The sequence below is a fragment of the Nonomuraea mangrovi genome (assembly GCF_042681425.1).
GTDB classification, from domain to species: Bacteria; Actinomycetota; Actinomycetes; order Streptosporangiales; family Streptosporangiaceae; genus Nonomuraea; species Nonomuraea mangrovi.
On the sequence record NZ_JBHUFV010000016.1, the window covers coordinates 61,504 to 79,055 of the forward strand.

The 17,552-nt window shown below is 70.3% G+C and carries 17 protein-coding genes; 7 read left to right on the plus strand and 10 right to left on the minus strand.

Annotated features, from left to right (window positions below; genetic code table 11):
* Positions 1-5: 5 nt before the first annotated feature.
* From ACFSKW_RS10400 to pgsA, 8 genes are all read right to left on the minus strand, one after another.
* Positions 6-434 carry a MarR family winged helix-turn-helix transcriptional regulator gene (locus ACFSKW_RS10400; RefSeq protein ID WP_379571653.1) on the minus strand — a complete coding sequence of 143 codons (429 nt, stop codon included), beginning with the start codon at positions 432-434 and terminating at the stop codon, positions 6-8.
* Between the two features lie 151 nt (positions 435-585).
* Positions 586-2,277 carry an alkaline phosphatase D family protein gene (locus ACFSKW_RS10405; protein ID WP_379571655.1) on the minus strand — a complete coding sequence of 564 codons (1,692 nt, stop codon included), beginning with the start codon at positions 2,275-2,277 and terminating at the stop codon, positions 586-588.
* A gap of 290 nt (positions 2,278-2,567) precedes the next feature.
* Complete coding sequence (gene pdxS, locus ACFSKW_RS10410; protein ID WP_379571657.1) at positions 2,568-3,503, minus strand: pyridoxal 5'-phosphate synthase lyase subunit PdxS; 936 nt, start codon at positions 3,501-3,503, stop codon at positions 2,568-2,570.
* A 66-nt stretch (positions 3,504-3,569) separates the two neighbouring features.
* Positions 3,570-4,577 carry a DUF3048 domain-containing protein gene (locus tag ACFSKW_RS10415; RefSeq protein ID WP_379571658.1) on the minus strand — a complete coding sequence of 336 codons (1,008 nt, stop codon included), beginning with the start codon at positions 4,575-4,577 and terminating at the stop codon, positions 3,570-3,572.
* A 64-nt stretch (positions 4,578-4,641) separates the two neighbouring features.
* Positions 4,642-5,184 (minus strand): hypothetical protein, encoded by a 543-nt coding sequence (locus ACFSKW_RS10420; RefSeq protein WP_379571660.1) that lies wholly within the window; start codon positions 5,182-5,184, stop codon positions 4,642-4,644.
* Positions 5,181-6,287 carry a glycosyltransferase family 4 protein gene (locus ACFSKW_RS10425; protein ID WP_379571662.1) on the minus strand — a complete coding sequence of 369 codons (1,107 nt, stop codon included), beginning with the start codon at positions 6,285-6,287 and terminating at the stop codon, positions 5,181-5,183. Before ACFSKW_RS10425 ends, ACFSKW_RS10420 begins: the two co-directional genes overlap by 4 nt.
* A complete protein-coding gene (locus ACFSKW_RS10430) occupies positions 6,284-7,180 on the minus strand; it encodes a phosphatidylinositol mannoside acyltransferase (RefSeq protein WP_379571664.1) in 897 nt (298 codons plus the stop codon). The genes ACFSKW_RS10425 and ACFSKW_RS10430 overlap by 4 nt, the downstream gene beginning before the upstream one ends.
* Positions 7,177-7,800: a phosphatidylinositol phosphate synthase gene (gene pgsA / locus ACFSKW_RS10435; RefSeq protein ID WP_379571666.1), complete on the minus strand. Its 624-nt coding sequence runs from the start codon at positions 7,798-7,800 to the stop codon at positions 7,177-7,179. Before pgsA ends, ACFSKW_RS10430 begins: the two co-directional genes overlap by 4 nt.
* Positions 7,801-7,976: 176 nt before the next feature.
* Here pgsA and ACFSKW_RS10440 point away from each other — a divergent pair, with 176 nt between their 5' ends.
* The 5 genes from ACFSKW_RS10440 to ACFSKW_RS10460 all read left to right on the plus strand — a co-directional run bounded on the left by ACFSKW_RS10440 (position 7,977) and on the right by ACFSKW_RS10460 (position 14,999).
* Positions 7,977-10,115, plus strand: a complete 2,139-nt coding sequence (locus ACFSKW_RS10440; RefSeq protein WP_379571668.1) for an elongation factor G-like protein EF-G2 — start codon at positions 7,977-7,979, stop codon at positions 10,113-10,115.
* Positions 10,116-10,226: 111 nt separating this feature from the next.
* Positions 10,227-11,780 carry a glycoside hydrolase family 10-like protein gene (locus ACFSKW_RS10445; protein ID WP_379571670.1) on the plus strand — a complete coding sequence of 518 codons (1,554 nt, stop codon included), beginning with the start codon at positions 10,227-10,229 and terminating at the stop codon, positions 11,778-11,780.
* Positions 11,781-11,919: 139 nt separating this feature from the next.
* Positions 11,920-12,429, plus strand: coding sequence for a class I SAM-dependent methyltransferase (locus ACFSKW_RS10450; protein WP_379571672.1), 510 nt, complete (start codon positions 11,920-11,922; stop codon positions 12,427-12,429).
* 5 nt (positions 12,430-12,434) lie between these two features.
* The gene (locus ACFSKW_RS10455) at positions 12,435-12,893 is read left to right on the plus strand and encodes a GNAT family N-acetyltransferase (RefSeq protein ID WP_379571674.1); all 459 of its coding nucleotides are present in this window, start codon (positions 12,435-12,437) and stop codon (positions 12,891-12,893) included.
* A 57-nt stretch (positions 12,894-12,950) separates the two neighbouring features.
* Entirely contained in the window at positions 12,951-14,999 is a 2,049-nt protein-coding gene (locus ACFSKW_RS10460) for a hypothetical protein (protein ID WP_379571676.1), read from the plus strand.
* A 6-nt stretch (positions 15,000-15,005) separates the two neighbouring features.
* Here the strand turns inward: ACFSKW_RS10460 and ACFSKW_RS10465 are convergent, their stop codons facing one another.
* Entirely contained in the window at positions 15,006-15,557 is a 552-nt protein-coding gene (locus tag ACFSKW_RS10465) for an HIT family protein (RefSeq protein WP_379571678.1), read from the minus strand.
* A gap of 82 nt (positions 15,558-15,639) precedes the next feature.
* Here ACFSKW_RS10465 and ACFSKW_RS10470 point away from each other — a divergent pair, with 82 nt between their 5' ends.
* Both ACFSKW_RS10470 and ACFSKW_RS10475 read left to right on the plus strand, forming a co-directional pair.
* Positions 15,640-16,293 (plus strand): Asp23/Gls24 family envelope stress response protein, encoded by a 654-nt coding sequence (locus ACFSKW_RS10470; protein WP_379571680.1) that lies wholly within the window; start codon positions 15,640-15,642, stop codon positions 16,291-16,293.
* 49 nt (positions 16,294-16,342) lie between these two features.
* Entirely contained in the window at positions 16,343-17,065 is a 723-nt protein-coding gene (locus ACFSKW_RS10475) for a PIG-L deacetylase family protein (RefSeq protein WP_379571682.1), read from the plus strand.
* Positions 17,066-17,115: 50 nt separating this feature from the next.
* Here the strand turns inward: ACFSKW_RS10475 and ACFSKW_RS10480 are convergent, their stop codons facing one another.
* Entirely contained in the window at positions 17,116-17,505 is a 390-nt protein-coding gene (locus ACFSKW_RS10480; protein ID WP_379571684.1) for a peptidase inhibitor family I36 protein, read from the minus strand.
* Positions 17,506-17,552: the final 47 nt, after the last annotated feature.

Genomic DNA, 17,552 nt, shown 5'->3' on the forward strand with positions numbered 1-17,552 from the left:
TTCTGTTACTGTCGCCGCCCCAGCTTGTCGAGGGCGGGCAGGGCCGCGGTGAGGGCGGCCCGCTCCTCGGGGGTGAGCTGGGCCAGCTCGCGGGCGATGAACTCGGCCCTGGCCCTGCGTACGGCACGCAGCCTGGCGCGCCCCTCCTCGGTGAGCTCGACCGTCCTGACGCGGGCGTCGGCCGGGTCGATGCCCCTGGCGACCAGACCGGGATCCTCCAGGCGGTTGATCTGGACGGTCATGGTGGGGAGCTGGACGGCGTGCTCCTCGGCCAGCTCGGTCATCCGGCGGGGGCCGTTCTCGAGCGAGCCGAGGACGGAGTACTGCTGGCTGGTGATGGGCTGGCCCGCGACGGCTCGCCGGACCAGCAGCACCAGGTGACGGAGGGTGGCGGCGAGTCGCGTCGCGAGGAGGTCGGGGTCGTCGGACGTCATACTGAGGCAGATTAAATTAGTCTGACTAAGTATTCAACGGAAGTAAGGGCGACGCCCCCTGCGGGGACGCCGCCCAGGCGCCGAGAATTCCGGACACCGGGACCCGGGGGCCGCCGGCGGCGGCCGGGGATCGGGTGTTCGGAGGGTTCGGCTAGGGGCGCTCGGTCTCCAGGCGCACCGTGTCCTCGACGGTCATCTCGGGCACCGCTCTGATCGACGGGTCGAGCGGACGCAGGTACGTCTGCTGCACCCCTGGCACGCGGTCCTCCACCACGAACGTCGCCCTGGTGTACACCTGCGACCCGGGCGTCTGCACCTGCGGCACCACGCGGAAGTCGGCGGTCATCAGGTCCCGCTCGATCTTCGTCAGCACGTAGCCGCGCTGGTTGTTGTAGAACTTCAGGTGCGGGTTGATCTTGAGGAACGGGTGTGTGGCGGGGTTGGAGTCGGCCCCGTTCCCACCGGTGCTGATCGACGTGGCGACCAGCTCGGCGCCCACGGACGGCCCGGTCGGGTCGTCGTAGTCGAGCTTCAGGTCGCTGGCCCAGTGCGCGTGCACGTCTCCGGTCAGCACGACGGGGTTGCGCACCTTCGCGTCGATCCAGCCCTGGGTGATGCGCCGGCGGGAGGCCACGTAGCCGTCCCACGCGTCCATGCTGGTGACCTTCGCGGGCCCGGCGTTGTTGTCGCGCTGGGCGAAGAAGACCTGCTGCCCGATGATGTCCCACTGCGCCTGCGAGTGGTGGAAGCCGTCGAGCAGCCACTCCTCCTGCGCCGCGCCGGTGATCGAACGCGCGGGGTCCACCGCCGCGGGGCAGTCCCTGTAGCCGTCGCCGCAGCCCTGGTCGTCCCGGTACTGACGGGTGTCGAGCATGTGGAAGGTGGCCATGCGCCCCCAGCGGATCCGCCGGTAGAGCTGCATGTCGATGCCGCTGGGGATGGAGCTGCGGCGCAGCGGCATGTTCTCGTAGTACGCGCGGAAGGCGGCCTCGCGGCGCTGCAGGAAGTTCGGCTGCGGCACCTCGGGCTTCTCCGGCACCTCGTCGGCCCAGTTGTTGTCGACCTCGTGGTCGTCCCACACCACCAGCCACGGCGCGGCGGCGTGCGCGGCCTGCAGGTCGGGGTCGGCCTTGTACTGCGCGTGGCGCTGCCGGTAGTTGGCGAGGGTCTCGGTCTCGGGACCCTCATGGTCGCGGACGTTGCCGCCGGGGATGGTGTAGGTGTTCTTGGTGTACTCGTACTGGTAGTCGCCCAGGTGCAGGACCAGGTCCGGGTGCTCCTCGGCCAGGCGGCGGTAGCTGGTGAAGAACCCGTGCTCGTACTGCGCGCAGGAGACGAACGCCATGGACAGCGCTCCGCCGTACGCCAGGGGGTGCGGGGCGGTGAGGGCGCGGCCGACGGGCGAGACGTACGGGCCCACCCTGAAGCGGTACCAGTACTCCCTGCCGGAGGGCAGGTGGTCGACCTCGACGTGGACGCTGTGGCCCCATTCGGGGGCGGCCGTCGCGACACCGGCGCGGACGACGCGGCGGCAGCGCTCGTCGGCGTAGACCTGCCACAGGACGAGGAAGGGCCGCTGCGGCATGCCGCCCATGCCGTCCTCGGCGAGCGGCTGCTGGGCCAGGCGGGTCCAGATGACGAACCCGTCGTGGTCGGGGTCGCCCGAGGCGACGCCCAGCGTGAACGGGTCGGTCTTGAGGCCGCGCGAGGCGAGGGTCGCGGCGCTCTCCGCGGCGGGGTCGGCGGCGGGGCCCGGGTCGGCGGAGGCGGTGGCGGGGAGCGCGGCGGTGGCGCCTGCGGCTAACCCGGTGACGAGGAAGGAGCGGCGGTTGAGCTTGGACACGGGTGCTCCCAAGGCGATCAAGGGTGGGACGCCCGTAGCCTTGCCGAAGATCATGACTCACCGGTTAACACCATCTGTCACACAAATGGCGATTTTTACCAGCAGACTCGCTATTCACGGAAATTTCCTCCGCGCGCCGCCTGAACCCGCCCTGCAGCGGAAGAACGCCCAGATCCCCTGTCTCAGCCCCCACCGGGCGCGACTCCCGACAGGCGCGGCCAGGCGGGATCGGGTTCGGGCACGAAAAAAGCGGCACCCCCTCAGGGATGCCGCTTTCTTGCGAAGAAGACCTACCAGCCGCGCTCGGCCAGGCGGTGGGGCTGCGGGATCTCGTCGACGTTGATGCCGACCATCGCCTCGCCCAGACCGCGCGACACCTTCGCGACCACGTCGGGGTCGTCGTGGAAGGTGGTGGCCTTCACGATGGCCGCCGCCCGCTTGGCCGGGTCGCCCGACTTGAAGATGCCGGAGCCCACGAACACGCCCTCGGCGCCGAGCTGCATCATCATGGCCGCGTCCGCGGGGGTCGCGATGCCACCGGCGGTGAACAGCACCACGGGCAGCTTGCCGGTCTTGGCGACCTCGACGACCAGCTCGTACGGCGCCTGCAGCTCCTTGGCCGCGACGTACAGCTCGTCCTCGGGCAGCGAGGTGAGGCGCTTGAGCTCGCCCCTGATGGTCCGCATGTGGGTGACGGCGTTGGAGACGTCGCCCGTGCCCGCCTCGCCCTTGGAACGGATCATGGCGGCGCCCTCGGTGATGCGGCGCAGCGCCTCGCCGAGGTTCGTCGCGCCGCACACGAACGGCACGGTGAACTGGAACTTGTCGATGTGGTTGGCGTAGTCGGCCGGGGTCAGGACCTCCGACTCGTCGATGTAGTCGACGCCCAGCGACTGCAGGACCTGCGCCTCGACGAAGTGCCCGATACGGGCCTTGGCCATGACCGGGATGGAGACGGCGTTGATGATGCCGTCGATCATGTCGGGGTCGCTCATCCTCGAGACGCCGCCCTGCGCGCGGATGTCGGCGGGCACGCGCTCCAGGGCCATGACGGCGACCGCCCCGGCGTCCTCGGCGATCTTCGCCTGCTCGGGGGTGACGACGTCCATGATGACGCCGCCCTTGAGCATCTCGGCCATGCCGCGCTTGACGCGCGCGGTTCCGGTGACGGGGCTGGTAGACACGGTCTTCCTCACAACGGCAGGTCGGTAAGTTCTCAAGCCCATCGTAGGTCCTTAACACCCCACGCCCGGACACACCACCATGTCAGGGTCGCAGGCTGATTTTGTACGTTAAGGAATGACGGGCTTACGGCTGGCGAGCGCGACCCACACCTGACCAGGCGCGAAGTTCATCGGCTCGCCGCTCTCAGTGGTGAACGTCGTGCCTTCCTCCTCGGATTCCCTCGACCACTTGGCCTTGTAGGCCTTGCCGTCCCGCAGCACGATGGCCGAGCCCTTGCCGACGGAGTGGACCAGTGGGGTGTAGCTCTGGTTCTTGTCGTGGAACTGCGAGCGCTCGGTCTTGGTGTACTGGACGACGATCGTGGGCGCGCCGAGCTGGCCGCCCTCGGCCGCCATGTCCTTCTTGCCGTCCTGCCAGATCAGCCACTGCTTCTTGGCCTCCGACCAGGCGAAGGTGAAGCGGGCGGCGGGCCACTTGACCGTCCACGACTTCTTCGGCACGCCGCCGTCCGCGGGGGCGTCGCCGAAGGTGAAGCCGATGTCCTTCGCCTCGGACGCCTTGGGCGCCTTGGACAGCAGTTGCTTGGTGTTGGCGAACAGGTTGTAGGGGGCGAAGCGTCCCGGCTGGCGGAAGAACGCGCCGGGATTGCGCGTGTCGCCGACGTCGAACAGCGACGCCTCCGCCATGAACGGCAGCATCTTGGACTGCACGCCCGAGTAGGCGAAGGCGGGCTTGCCGAACTGCGGGGTGATGTGCAGGTCGGAGATGCGCGCGCTGCGGACGGGGCCGACCTTGGCGGGCACCTTCGAGGAGAAGACGGCCATGAGACGGGTCAGTCCCGCCTCGACCTGCTCGATGTAGACGATGTCCGCGCTCTTCAGCCCGAGCTGCGGCTTTCCTGCGGCGGTGTTCTCGATCTTCACGGCGAGGACGGGCTTGAGCTCCTCGTACGGCAGGCCGGTGAACGGATGCCCCTTCGCCTCAGGCGTCGGGGAGGCGCTCACCGGGGCCGCCTGCGGCTCCTTCGACGGCGACGCGGCGCCGCCTCCGCTCGAGCAGGCCGCGACTGGAGCGAGCACCGCCAGCGCCACCGCCATCATTCGGGGTACCCGCACCAGCTCAACTCCTCCGCTCGGCCACGAAAACGGAAGGAAGCTTACCGGGCTCCCCCAAATGGGGTCATTCGGTTGCCATGGTCTCCGGCGGATTGTCATCAATCTCAAAGAATTCAGGAAAGTCGGTGCGCCCTGCCAGACGGAGCGAGCGGGCGAGCCAGCGGCGCTGGGCCGTACGGGTGACGCCGACCGCGTTGTTGAAGAAGCGGCGGGCGTAGACGACCTTGGCGACGGCGGCGTCGAGCTCCTCCAGCAGTGCCCGGCCGCCATGCGACTCGCTGAGCCGCTCCCTGAACCTGTCCTGGTCGATGGCGGCGCGCAGCGCCCTGGACAGGTCGCTCTCCGCGTGCTCGCGCTCGTCGGGACCCGCCGTGCGGGCCTCGTGGGCGGCGGCGGCGAGGACCAGAGAGGTGGCGGGGTCGAGCAGGCGGGACCCGGCCAGTTCGAGGACGACGGCGGCCCGCCGCACCAGAGCGACGTCGAGGGCCTCCCTGGCCAGCTCCAGCCTGATGTGCAACCGGTCGAGACGGCCGGCCCGCCAGGAGACGTAGACGGCCGCGAGCACCATGACGATGCCCACGACCAGGACGACGATGGTGGTGCTCATGCGACCGTGTCTTCCTCGACCTGCCCCGCCGCGGCCGTGACGGTCTCGTAGACGCGCACGACGTCGCGGGCGACCGTGGACCAGTCGTACTTGCGCACCGCGAGCAGCGCCTCGTCGGCGAGCTTGGCCCTGCGCGCGGGGTCGGACAGGAGGGCGCGGGCCTCGCGGGCCAGCGCGGCGGCGTCGCCGTTGGGGAACAGCGCGCCCGCCTGTCCGTCGCCGAGCACCCTGCGGAAGGCGGGGATGTCGCTGGCCAGCACGGTGGCTCCGGCGGACATGGCCTCGGCCAGCACGATGCCGAAGCTCTCGCCGCCGGTGTTGGGCGCGACGAAGACGTCGACGGAGTGGTAGGCGCGGATCTTGTCCTGCTCGCTGACCATGCCGAGCAGGGTGACGCGATCGCGGATGGACTTGGGGATCTTCACCTCGCCGGGGCCGGCGACCAGCAGCTTGGCGTCGGGCACCTGCTCCAGCGCCTCGAGCAGGACGGGCAGGCCCTTGCGCGGCTCGTCCATCCTGCCGAGGAAGCCGAGCGTGCGCCCGTCGGGGCCCCAGCCGGGAAGCGGCTCCGCCTCGGTGTAGCGGCTGACGGTCACGCCGTTGGGGATCAGCACGCTGTCGCCGCCGAACTGCTCGACCAGGCTCTTGCGCGCCGCGTCGGAGACGGCGATGCGGCCGCTGAGCTTCTCCAGCGCGCTGCGCAGCATCGGCTCGGCGATCGCGATGGCGCGCGAGCGGTTGAAGGAGGCGTGGAAGGTGGCCACGATCGGGCCCTTCGCGGCCCAGCAGGCCAGCACGCCCAGGCTCGGCACCAGCGGCTCGTGGATGTGGAGCACGTCGAAGCCGCCCTCGCGGATCCACCGCCGCACCCTGGCCGCCGACAGGAAGCCGAACGACATCCGCGCCACCGAGCCGTTGTACGGCACGGGCACCGCCCTGCCCGTGCCCGTCACGTACGGCGGCAGATCGGCGTCCTCCTCGGCGGGCGCGATCACCGACACCTGGTGCCCCTGCGCCATGAGCGCCTGCGCCAGGTCGTCGATGTGCTGCTTGACGCCGCCCGGCACGTCCCACGAGTAGGGACAGACGATGCCGACGTTCACGTCAGGTCCTCCAGCCAGAGGCGCTGCAGCATGTGCCAGTCCTCGGGGTGCTCGGCGATGCCCTTCTCGAACACCGTCACCAGGTTCTGCGCCGCCGCGGCCGTGCGCTCCTGGAGGGTGCCCTCGGCGGGCACCTTGATCTCCTCGTGGATGCGCAGGCCCCAGTCGGCGCCCTCGAACCACATGGTGGCCGGCAGCAGCGCGGCGCCCGTCTTGACGGCGAGCAGCGCGGGCCCGACGGGCACCTTGGTGGTGGCGCCGAAGAACTCCACCTCGACGCCGTTCTTGGTCAGGTCGCGCTCGGCCGGCAGGCAGACGATGCCGCCCTTGCGCACGCGCTGGGCCAGGGTGCCGAAGTTGTGGCCGTCGCCGCCGGTGAGCGGCAGGACCTCCATGCCCAGACCCTCGCGGAAGGCGACGTAGCGGCGGAACAGCGACTCGGGCTTGAGCCGCTCGGCCACGGTGGTGAAGCGGTGTCCGCAACCGATCAGCCAGGCGCCCGACTGGTCCCAGTTGCCCATGTGCGGCAGCGCGAGGACGACGCCGCGGCCCGCGGCGACGGTGTCGAAGATGTGCTCGGCGCCCGTGACGTGGGTGCGCCGCACGATCTCCTGGCCGTCCATCTTCGGCAGCCTGAAGATCTCGTGGAAGTAGCGCAGGTAGGAACGCATGCCCGCGCGGCTGAGCGCGCGCAGCTCGGCGCTGTCCTCGGCCAGCCCCGTCACCCTGGCCAGGTTGTGCTCCAGACGGCGCACGCTCTTGCCCCTCCTGCGCCACGCCCTGTCGGCCACGAGGGTGAAGGCGGCCGCGGTCAGCCGCTCAGGCAGGTGCGGCAGCAGCGTCCACCCCGCCGCGAACCCCGCGGCCACGGCGCGTTCCTGAAGGGAGGTCATCGCGCTCCAATCTGGCGATGGACGTGAACGACCCGCTGCACGACGGTGATCGCGCTGGCCGCGGCCAGCAGCCACAGGCCGAGGGGCAGGATGTACGGCACGCCGAGTCCTGAGAAGCCCGCGGCCACGAGACCCACGACCAGCCGTTCGGGCCGCTCGGCCAGCCCGACGTCGCAGGTGAGGCCGAGCCCCTCGGCCCTGGCCTTGACGTAGGACACCAGGGCCCCCGCCACCAGGCAGAACAGCGCGACCGCCGCCATCAGCAGGTCTCGTCCGATGAGGAAGTGGATGATCAGGCCGGAGAAGATGGCCGCGTCGGCCACCCTGTCGAGCGTGGAGTCGAGGAAGGCGCCCCACGTGCTGCCGCCGTTCCCGCCCATCCTGGCCACGACGCCGTCGAGCAGGTCGAAGAGCACGAAGACGGTGATCGCCACCGATCCCCACCACAGCTGGCCGAGGGGGAAGAACACCAGGGCGCACACGACGGTGCCGGCCGTGCCGATCGCTGTGACGGCGTTCGGGCCTATCCCGCGGCGGACGAGTGCCCTGCCCAGCGGGGTGAGTATCCGGGTCATGGCCGGGCGCAGGAGTTTGAGCATCGCGCTTTGATCGTAGGCCATCGGGGCCGCCACCACTTCTTTGCCTCGCCCCCCTTGTGATATTCGCCACACGGGTATTTGGTGAACTAACCGCGTCCTTGCGGTGACTCCGCTGGGCGTGGCGCTGAACCGAACGACGAATTGGGCGGCGCGCGCCGTACCCCTGCGAGCTCCGTCCCAACGGAAGCGGAGGCGATGTGGCTGAGAAGCACCACGGCGCGGCCATAGGAGCCGCGGGCAGGGCACCAGCGGCCGACAGGGCGGACGCGATACGCAACGTCGTACTGGTCGGCCATTCGGGAGCGGGCAAGACCACCCTGGTCGAGCAGTTGCTCGCGACCACGGGCGCCATCCAGCGCGTGGGACGCGTGGAGGACGGCACCACGGTCAGCGACTTCGACGAGGTGGAGGTGCGCCAGCAGCGCTCGGTGAACCTGTCGGTCGCGCCCATGGTCCACAACGGAATCAAGATCAACCTTCTGGACACCCCCGGCTACGCCGACTTCGTCGGCGATCTGCGGGCGGGGCTGCGCGCCGCCGACGCCGCGCTGTTCGTGGTCTCGGCGACGGACGGCATCGACGGGCTGACCCAGATGCTGTGGGAGGAGTGCACACAGGTCGGCATGCCCCGGGCCGTCGTGATCACCAAGATCGACCACCAGCGGGCGGATTTCGACCAGGTTCTGGCCGGGTGCCAGGAGATCTTCGGAGACGGAGTCGCGCCGCTTTACCTTCCGGTCGTGACCAACGGTCATGTGGCCGGGCTGATCGGGCTGCTGTCGCAGAAGTTCTACAACTACGCGACAGGAAACCGTACGGAGAAGGATCCGGGCGCGGAGTACGAGTCGCGGATCGCGGAGTACCGCGGCAGCCTGATCGAGGGAATCATCCAGGAGAGCGAAGACGAGTCCCTCATGGACAGGTACCTGTCCGGCGAGGCGATCGACGCCAAGGTGCTCATCGACGACCTGGAGAAGGCGGTCGCGCGCGGCAACTTCTACCCCGTGCTCGCCAGCGGCATGGGCGTGGGCGCGCAGGAGCTGCTCGAGCTCATCACCCAGGGTTTCCCCTCGCCGCTCGAGCACCCGCTGCCCGAGATCACCACCCCCGACGGCAAGCCGGTGCGGGTCAAGGCGTGCGATCCCGACGGGCCGCTGGTGGCCGAGGTGGTCAAGACGACCAGCGACCCCTACGTGGGCCGGATCAGCCTCGTCCGCGTGTTCGCGGGCACGCTGCGCCCCGACATGACCGTGCACGTCTCGGGACACGGCCTGTCCGACCGCGGACACGAGGACCATGACGTCGACGAGCGCATCGGCACGCTGACCAGTCCGCTGGGCAAGCAGCAGCGCAGCATCGCCAAGGGCATGGCGGGCGACATCGTCGCGGTGGCCAAGCTGTCGAGGGCCGAGACCGGCGACACGCTGTCGGATCCCGAACAGCCGCTGCTCATGACCGCGTGGAGCATGCCCGACCCGCTGCTTCCCGTCGCGATCAGGGCCAAGTCGAAGGCCGACGAGGACAAGCTGTCGCAGGGCCTGGCCCGCCTGGTGGCGGAGGATCCGACGCTGCGCCTGGAGAACAACGCCGAGACGCGGCAGCTGGTGCTGTGGTGCATGGGCGAGGCGCACACCGACGTCCTGCTCGACCGGCTGGCCAAGCGCCACGGCGTCGAGGTCGAACGGGTCAACCTGAGGGTGCCGCTGCGCGAGACCTTCGGCGGCAGGTGCCAGGCGATGGGCCGCAACGTCAAGCAGACCGGCGGGCACGGCCAGTACGCCATCTGCCACCTCGAGATCGAGCCCCTGCCCTCCGGCGGGGGTTTCGAGTTCGTTGACAAGATCGTCGGCGGCGTGGTCCCCCGGCAGTTCATCCCGTCGGTGGAGAAGGGCGTGCGCACCCAGATGGAGCGGGGCGTGCTGGCCGGATACCCGATGGTGGACGTGCGGGTCACGCTCTATGACGGCAAGGCCCACTCCGTCGACTCCTCCGACATGGCCTTCCAGATCGCCGGCTCGCTGGCGCTGAAGGAGGCCGCGGCGAAGGTGGCCACCCTGCTGCTCGAACCGGTCGACGAGATCGCGGTGCTGGTCGCCGACGAGCACGTCGGCTCGGTCATGTCCGATCTGTCCTCGCGCAGGGGCCGCGTGCTCGGAACCGAGCCCGTGGGCACGGGACGGACGCTGGTGAAGGCGGAGGTGCCGCAACTGGAGATCACCCGCTACGCGATCGACCTGCGGTCCATGTCGCACGGGACGGGGACGTTCCAGCGCACGTTCCTGCGTTACGAACCTCTCCCGTCACACCTGACGGACAAGGTGACAGCCGAGGACTGACACCCCTCGTTGGGGGGAGGGTAACGTCCTCCCCCCGAGTCACACTACGATCACAAATCCATTTCGTTTTTTGGCCGAAGCACCCCAGTGGCGATGTCACACTGAGGGACTATGCGTACAGGACGACCTCTTCTTGCCGCCGCCGCTGTCGCGATCGCCGCCACTGCCGCCGCCTACACCTTCGGGGGCCCGGGCGCAGAGGCCGCGGCTCCTGAGACGAAGGCCAAGACCGCCGCCAAGCCGGCCGAGAAGTGCGTCGCCGACGCCAGATACCCCAAGCGCCAGCTGCGCGGCGTCTGGATCGCCACGGTCAAGAACATCGACTGGCCCTCGGCGACCGGCCTCACCGCCGCCAAGCAGCGGGCCGAGTACGTCAAGATCCTCGACAACGCCGTCAGGCGCAACCTCAACGCGGTCTTCGTGCAGGTGCGACCGGCCTCCGACGCGCTGTACAAGTCGCCGTACGAGCCGTGGTCGCAGTACCTCACCGGCACTCCTGGCAAGGACCCCGGCTGGGACCCGCTGCCGTTCCTGACCGCCGAGGCGCACAAGCGCGGCCTCGAGTTCCACGCGTGGTTCAACCCGTACAGGGCCGCCTACGACGCCAACGTGGGCAGGCTGCCCGCGGGCCACCCGGCCAGGCAGCATCCCGACTGGCTGGTGAAGTACGGCGACCAGGTCTACTACAACCCCGGCCTGCCCCAGGTGCGCGACCACGTGGTGAAGGTCGTCACCGACGTCGTCAAGCGCTACGACGTCGACGGCGTCCACTTCGACGACTACTTCTACCCCTACCCGGGCGGCGGGGGCACGTTCAACGACACCGCCGCGTTCAGGAAGTACGGCGACGGCGCCAAGCTCGCCGACTGGCGCCGCGACAACGTCAACAAGCTCGTCGCGCAGGTGCACAAGGCCGTCCACGACACCAAGAAGGACGTGAAGTTCGGCATCAGCCCCTTCGGCATCTGGCGCAACAAGGCGCAGGACCCGACGGGCTCGGCGACCACCGGGATGTCGGCCTACGACGCGATCTACGCCGACGCCAGGGCGTGGATCAAGGCGGGGACCGTCGACTACCTGATCCCGCAGCTCTACTGGCCGCGCGGCTTCAAGGCTGCCGACTACAAGGTGCTGGCACCGTGGTGGGCCAACGAGGTCAAGGGCACGGACGTGCGCCTGTACATCGGGCAGGGCCTCTACCGGGTCGGCGCGAGAGACGTGCCCACCTGGACGAAGCCCGGCGAGATCCCCGCGCACCTGACGCTGAACCGCAGGTTCGAGGAGATCGACGGTGACGTCTACTTCAGTGCCAAGCAGCTCGACACCAACCCGCTGAAGGTAATGGACCGCCTGGTCAAGGAGCACTACTCGCGTCCCGCGCTGCTCCCGCTGCCGCAGGGCGGCGACGCGCTCGCCAAGCCGTCGGGGCTGAAGTCCTCGGGCTCGGCGCTGACGTGGACGCCGGTGCCCGGCGCCCGTTCCTACGCCGTCTACAAGGTGCCCGCCTCCGGCAGGAGCTGCCAGGCGGCCGACGCCCGCAACCTGATCGCGGTCGTCAGCGGCTCCTCCTACACCGCCCAGGCGCCCGGCAGGTACCTGGTCACGTCACTGGACGCGCTCACGCGGGAGAGCAAGCCCGCCGAGGCGACCGTCTCCGCCACCTGATCCGAGCACGTACGGCACGCCGGGCCACGCGCCTCCGGGGTCACCGCATGCCGTCCCTCCGAGGGACGCTCCCCTGGCGCGCGTGGCGGGCCGCCGCGACGGCGCCCGCGAAGCGCGGAGCTGTGATACGGCTGGGCGTATGCCTGCCGTACCACGACGCCTGTCATGGGCCGTCGACACGCTCGACGTCGCGCCGGGCGACCGCCTGCTGGAGATCGGCTGCGGCCCCGGCGTGGCCGTGTCCCTGGTCTGCGACCGGCTGACCACGGGCACGATCACCGCTGTGGACCGCTCGGCCACCGCGGTCGCCAGGGCCCGCGCCCGCAACGCCGCACACGTGGCGTCGGGCAGGGCGACCGTCGTCCAGGCCTCGCTGGAGGAGATCCGTTTCGACGGCGAGCGGTTCGACAAGGTCTTCGCGGTCAACGTGAACCTCTTCTGGACCCGCGACCCCGCCGCCGAGCTGGCCCTCATCGCCGGCCTGCTGGCCCCCGGCGGCACGCTCTGGCTGTTCTACGAGCCGCCAGGCGCGGACCGCGCCGCCGTCCTGGCAGGCGACCTCACCCGTGTCCTGTCCTCGCACGGCTTCGCGCCCACGGCCATGCGAGGGGGCGGCACCCTGGTGTGCGTGCGCGCGAGCATAGGCTGAGATGCGTGAACGTCGAGAGTGTCGCATGGGACGACCCCGCCGCCGTGCGGCTGCGCGAGGCGATGTCCAAGGAGATGGGCGAGCGCTACGCGGACATGGGGGACTTCGACTTCCCCGAGGACTTCTCCGTCTCGCCGGAGAGCGTCGTCTACACCGGAGTGGCGATCACCGCCGGGGGCGTCCCCGTCGGACATGTGGCGCTGCGCAGGCTCGGCGCGGACCTGGAGATCAAACGTATGTTCGTCGCCCCGGAGCACCGCGGCAACGGGGTGGCCACTGCCCTGCTGGAGGCGGCGGAGGGCGCCGCGGCGCGTCTGGGGGCCGGGCGGGTGGTGCTGCAGACGGGTGACAGGCAGCCCGACGCGGTGCGCCTGTACGAGCGCGAAGGGTACACGCCCATCGCCGTCTATCCGCCCTACCACCTGGTGCCGAACTCGCTCTGCTACATGAAGCACGTCACCTGACAGCGACGAGCCGGTGTAGCGTGCCTCCGACGATTGTCAAGACTCGGGAGGTCGTGCGTGAGGCGGACCCTGCTGGTGCTGGCCGTACTGGTCAGCCAGATGCTGCTGGGCTGGGCCCCCGCGCACGCCTCGGAGAAGGAGCGGGTCGCTCTCATCGGCGTCTCCGGCCTGCACTGGACAGACCTGTCCAGGGCCGACACGCCCAACCTGTGGGAGCTGGCCGGTGGCAGCGCCATCGGTTCGATGTCGGTCCGCACGGTCGGCAACATCACCTGCCCCTATGACGGCTGGCTGACGGTCTCGGCCGGCATCCGATCGGCCTCCGGCTACCGCTGCGGGCCGCCTCCGATGCCCGAGCAGCAGGGACGCGGCGCGGTCATCCCCGACTACGACTACCTGCACGAGGTGGCCGGGCAGCGCTACGCGGGCCTGCTGGGCGACACGCTGGCCAAGGCCGGGGAGTGCGCGATCGCCATCGGGCCCGGTGCCGCGCTCGGGCTCGCCGACGGCAAGGGCGCGGTGACCACCTACTACGCCTCCCCCATCCAGATGAAGACCGAGGAGCTGGAGCGCTGCCGTCTGGTGGCCATGGACGTCGACGATCTCATCAGGCCGTACATCTCCGACGACGGCAAGCTTCCCCGGGTCGCGGAGAAGCTGTCGGCCCAGGACAGGCGGGCGGCACTGCGCCTGGCCGACGCCAAGGCGGGCGCGCTGCTGGCCGTGCTGCCCCAGGACACCACCGTCCTGCTGTCGGGCATGTCCGACCACGGCTCGGTGCCGCACCTGCGGGTGGCCGCGCTGCGGCAGCCCGGCGCGCAGGGGCACGCGCTCGGCGCGGCCTCGACCCGCCGCGACGACATCTCGATCCTGCCCGACCTGACCACGACTGTGCTGACCAAGCTGGGCGTCGCCGTGCCCGACAGCGTCGTCGGCCAGGTCATGCAGGTCAACGGGCCGGGCGCGACGTTCGATCAGATGGCGGAGGCCGACCAGACCGCCCAGACCATGCGCTCGGTGAAGGGCTACTACTTCATCGCCCTCGCCGTGCTGCAGGTGCTGTTCTACGTCGTCGCGTTCGTGCTGCTGCGCCGCCGCAAGGGCCTTTCCTGGGTACGGCCGGCGGCGGTGACGCTGGCGGCGATCCCCATCACCTCGATCCTGGTCAACCTGCTGCCGTGGTCGACGCACCTGGAGCTGTTCGGCGGCATGCTGGCCTGGCTGGCCGTGATCACCTTCGCCGCGTTCGCGGGACCGTGGCGGCGCAGCCCGCTCGGGCCGCTGGCGGTGGTCGCGGGCGTCACGGCGCTCACGCTCGCCGGAGACCTGCTGACCGGCACCACCCTGCAGCTCAACAGCTTCATGGGCTTCAGCGCCGAGCAGGGCGCCCGCTACTACGGCCTGGGCAACATCCCGTTCGCCCTGCTCGCCACGGGCACGCTGCTGAGCGCCACCGTGATCGCGCACCGGCTGTCGCGGCCCTGGGGCGCCGCGGTCGTGGCCGTCCTCGGCACGTTCGCGATGGTGCTGGGCGGCTCGGGCATGGGCAGCGACTTCGGCGGGGTGATCGCCTTCGTTCCCGGCATCGCCGTGACCGCCCTGCTGATCCTCGGCAAGCGGATCTCGCTGTGGAAGCTGGGCGCGTTCTGCGTGGCGGGCGGCGTCGTCGTGATGGGCTTCGCGATCGCCAACTACCTGCGGCCCGCGGCCGAGCAGTCGCATCTGGGAAGGTTCGTCGGCCAGGTGATCAGCGGAGAGGCGATCGACGTGATCGTCCGCAAGCTGGTGGCGATGCTCAGCACGCTGCTCAGCCCCACGCTGATGCCCGTGGTGATCGCCGCCGTCGCGTTCCTGGTCTACGCGGTCATGCGGCCCGACCAGGCGACGGCGGGCGTGCTGCCCGCCGCCTTCGAGTACTCCCCCTCGCTCAAGGCGGGCCTCATCGGCACGCTCATCAGCGGAGTGGTCGGCACCCTGGTCAACGACTCGGGCGCCGCCGTCCTCTCCATGGCCCTGGCCCTGGCGATCCCCCTGGTCCTGTCGGCGGGCATCGCGGCCCTCCCTGGACGGAGCGCCACGGAGGAACGCCCGCTCGCCAAGGTGTGAGCCCAATCAGGCGCCCGGCCAGGCCTCGGCCAGCATCCTCCTGGTGTCGCGCAGCAGCTGCGGCAGCACCTTGGTGCCGGCCACGACGGGCATGAAGTTCGTGTCGCCGCCCCACCGGGGCACGACGTGCTGGTGCAGGTGGGCGGCGATGCCGGCGCCCGCGACGTGACCGAGGTTCATGCCGACGTTGAAGCCCTGGGCGCCGCTGGCCTGGCGCAGCGCCCGTAGCGCCCGCCTGGTGAAGTCGCCGAGCTCGGTCATCTCGTCGTCCTTCAGCTCGTCGTAGTCGGAGACGTGCCGGTAGGGGCAGACCATCAGGTGACCCGAGTTGTACGGGTAGAGGTTGAGCACCGCGAACACCGTCTCACCCCTGGCGACGATCAGGCCCTCCTCGTCGCTCATCTTCGGGATCTCGCAGAACGGGCAGCCGTCGCCCGCTCCTTCGCCGCTCGGCTTGTTCTCCCCCTTGATGTAGGCCATCCGGTGCGGTGTCCACAGCCGCTGGAAGTTGTCGGGCGACCCCGCCCCAGCCTGCTCCATCGGTTCGCTCTCCTGCATGTTCTGCAGCATATGACCATGGGTCTCCGGACAAACCAGGAGTCCTTCCGGCACAATCCCAAACAGCCGCAAAGGAGGCACGATGAGTGAAGCCTTGGCCGAGGAGACCGAGTCCTCCGCCCCAGCCCCGCGAGCCACCGAGACGACCTCAGCCGTACCGCCGGGCCCGGCCTGGCGTCCCGCCCCCTCCCCCCGCGCCGACGCCGCCCCTCCGGGCTCCGAGACCTCGCAGAACGCCGAGGAGAGCGGCGAAGAGGACACCGAAGGCGACCTCGGCGAGGATGCGGGAGAGGACTCCTCTCCCGACGCGATCGCCACGAGCGACGGCACCGGCGCGGCCGCCGTCGTGAAAGGCCGCATCACGGTGGCCGACGAGGTCGTCGAGAAGGTGGCGGCGCTCGCCGCCCTGGAGGTGCGAGGGGTGGCCGACCTCGGCGGCGACCTGGCCCGCGCCCTCGAGTCGGTCCGCGACCGCATCGGCATCGGCTCCCGCCGCGCCAACCAGGGCGTCGGCGCCCGCATCCAGGACCGCCAGGTCGCCGTCGACGTGACGATCGTCATCGAGTACGGGCACGTGGTCATGCAGGTGGCCGCCGAGGTCAAGACCAACGTCGCCACGACCGTGAGCAGGATGATGGGCCTGCGGGTGACCGAGGTGAACGTCACCGTGGACGACGTCCGGCTGCCCGGAGAGCCGCGGCCCGCACGCGAAGGCCCTGACGACGCGGGCGCGTGACCCGCGATCGCTACGCTGGCCGTCCCCGACAGCGACACGGAGGACCCTGATGACCGAACCGCTCCCACCCATGCCCGAGGACTGGCGGCGCGCCCTGGCGATCGTCGCGCATCCCGACGACCTGGAGTACGGCTGCGCCTCAGCCGTCGCCAGGTGGACCGCCGAGGGCCGGGAGGTGGCCTACCTGCTCGTGACGCGCGGCGAGGCGGGCATAGACACCGTCGAGCCGGCCAAGGCGGGGCCGCTGCGCGAGCGGGAGCAGCGGGCCTCGGCGGCCGTGGTCGGAGTGAGCGAGGTGGAGTTCCTCGACCATGAGGACGGGATCATCGAGTACGGCGTCAGGTTGCGGCGTGATCTGGCCGCGGCGATCCGCCGGCACAGGCCCGAACTGGTGATCACTCTGCACTTCGGTGACACGTGGGGCGGGAGGTACTGGAACACCCCCGACCACAAGGCCGTCGGCAGGGCGGTGCTCGACGCGGCCGCCGACGCCGGCAACCGATGGATCTTCCCCGGCGACGGCCCGGAGCCGTGGAACGGGGTGCGCTGGGTGGCCGTGGCGGGCGCCGACGAGCCCACCCACGCGGTGGACGTCGGCGACACCCTGGAGCAGGGCGTGCGGTCGTTGCTCGAGCATCGCGCCTACATCGAGGCGCTGACCGACGAGGATCCCGAGGCGTACTGCAGGAGTTTCCTCGAAGGGGTCACGCGGCAGGCCGCCGAGCGGTTCGACGGGCGTCCCGCGGTCACCTTCCGGCTGTTCGAGCGCTGAGCGGGAAGACCCCCTGCCGCGCGGCGGCAGGGGGTCTGCTCTGACGCGTGTCAGTCACACGGGATGTAGACCAGCGCGGTCGCGTTGTCCTCGTCGTCCTCGAGGTTGACCTTCTCCCCGTCCTCGACCGAGACGATCTCCTCGGCGAGCGAGTTCGGGCCCCCGTTCGCGTGGAACACGGTGAACAGCGTCACGGTCGTCCCCGTCCGGTTCCTGACCGAGCTGGCCCTGCCGAGGAATCCCGTGCCGAGGCCGTGCACGCCGCACTCGCTCTCCTGCCAGAACAGCGCCGCCCCGTTGGGCTTGTCGTACAGGCAGACGTCCCCGTTCGAGCACTTCCACTTGGGCGCGGCCGTGCTCGACGCCTGCGCGGCGCCGGTCACCGCGGTGAGGACGGCCAGGCCGAGGCCGCCCGCCACCAGTAAGCGCGTGAGTCGCATGGATGTTCCTCCCCTGGAATCGCTTCCTGAGGAGGGTCTCCCGGCGG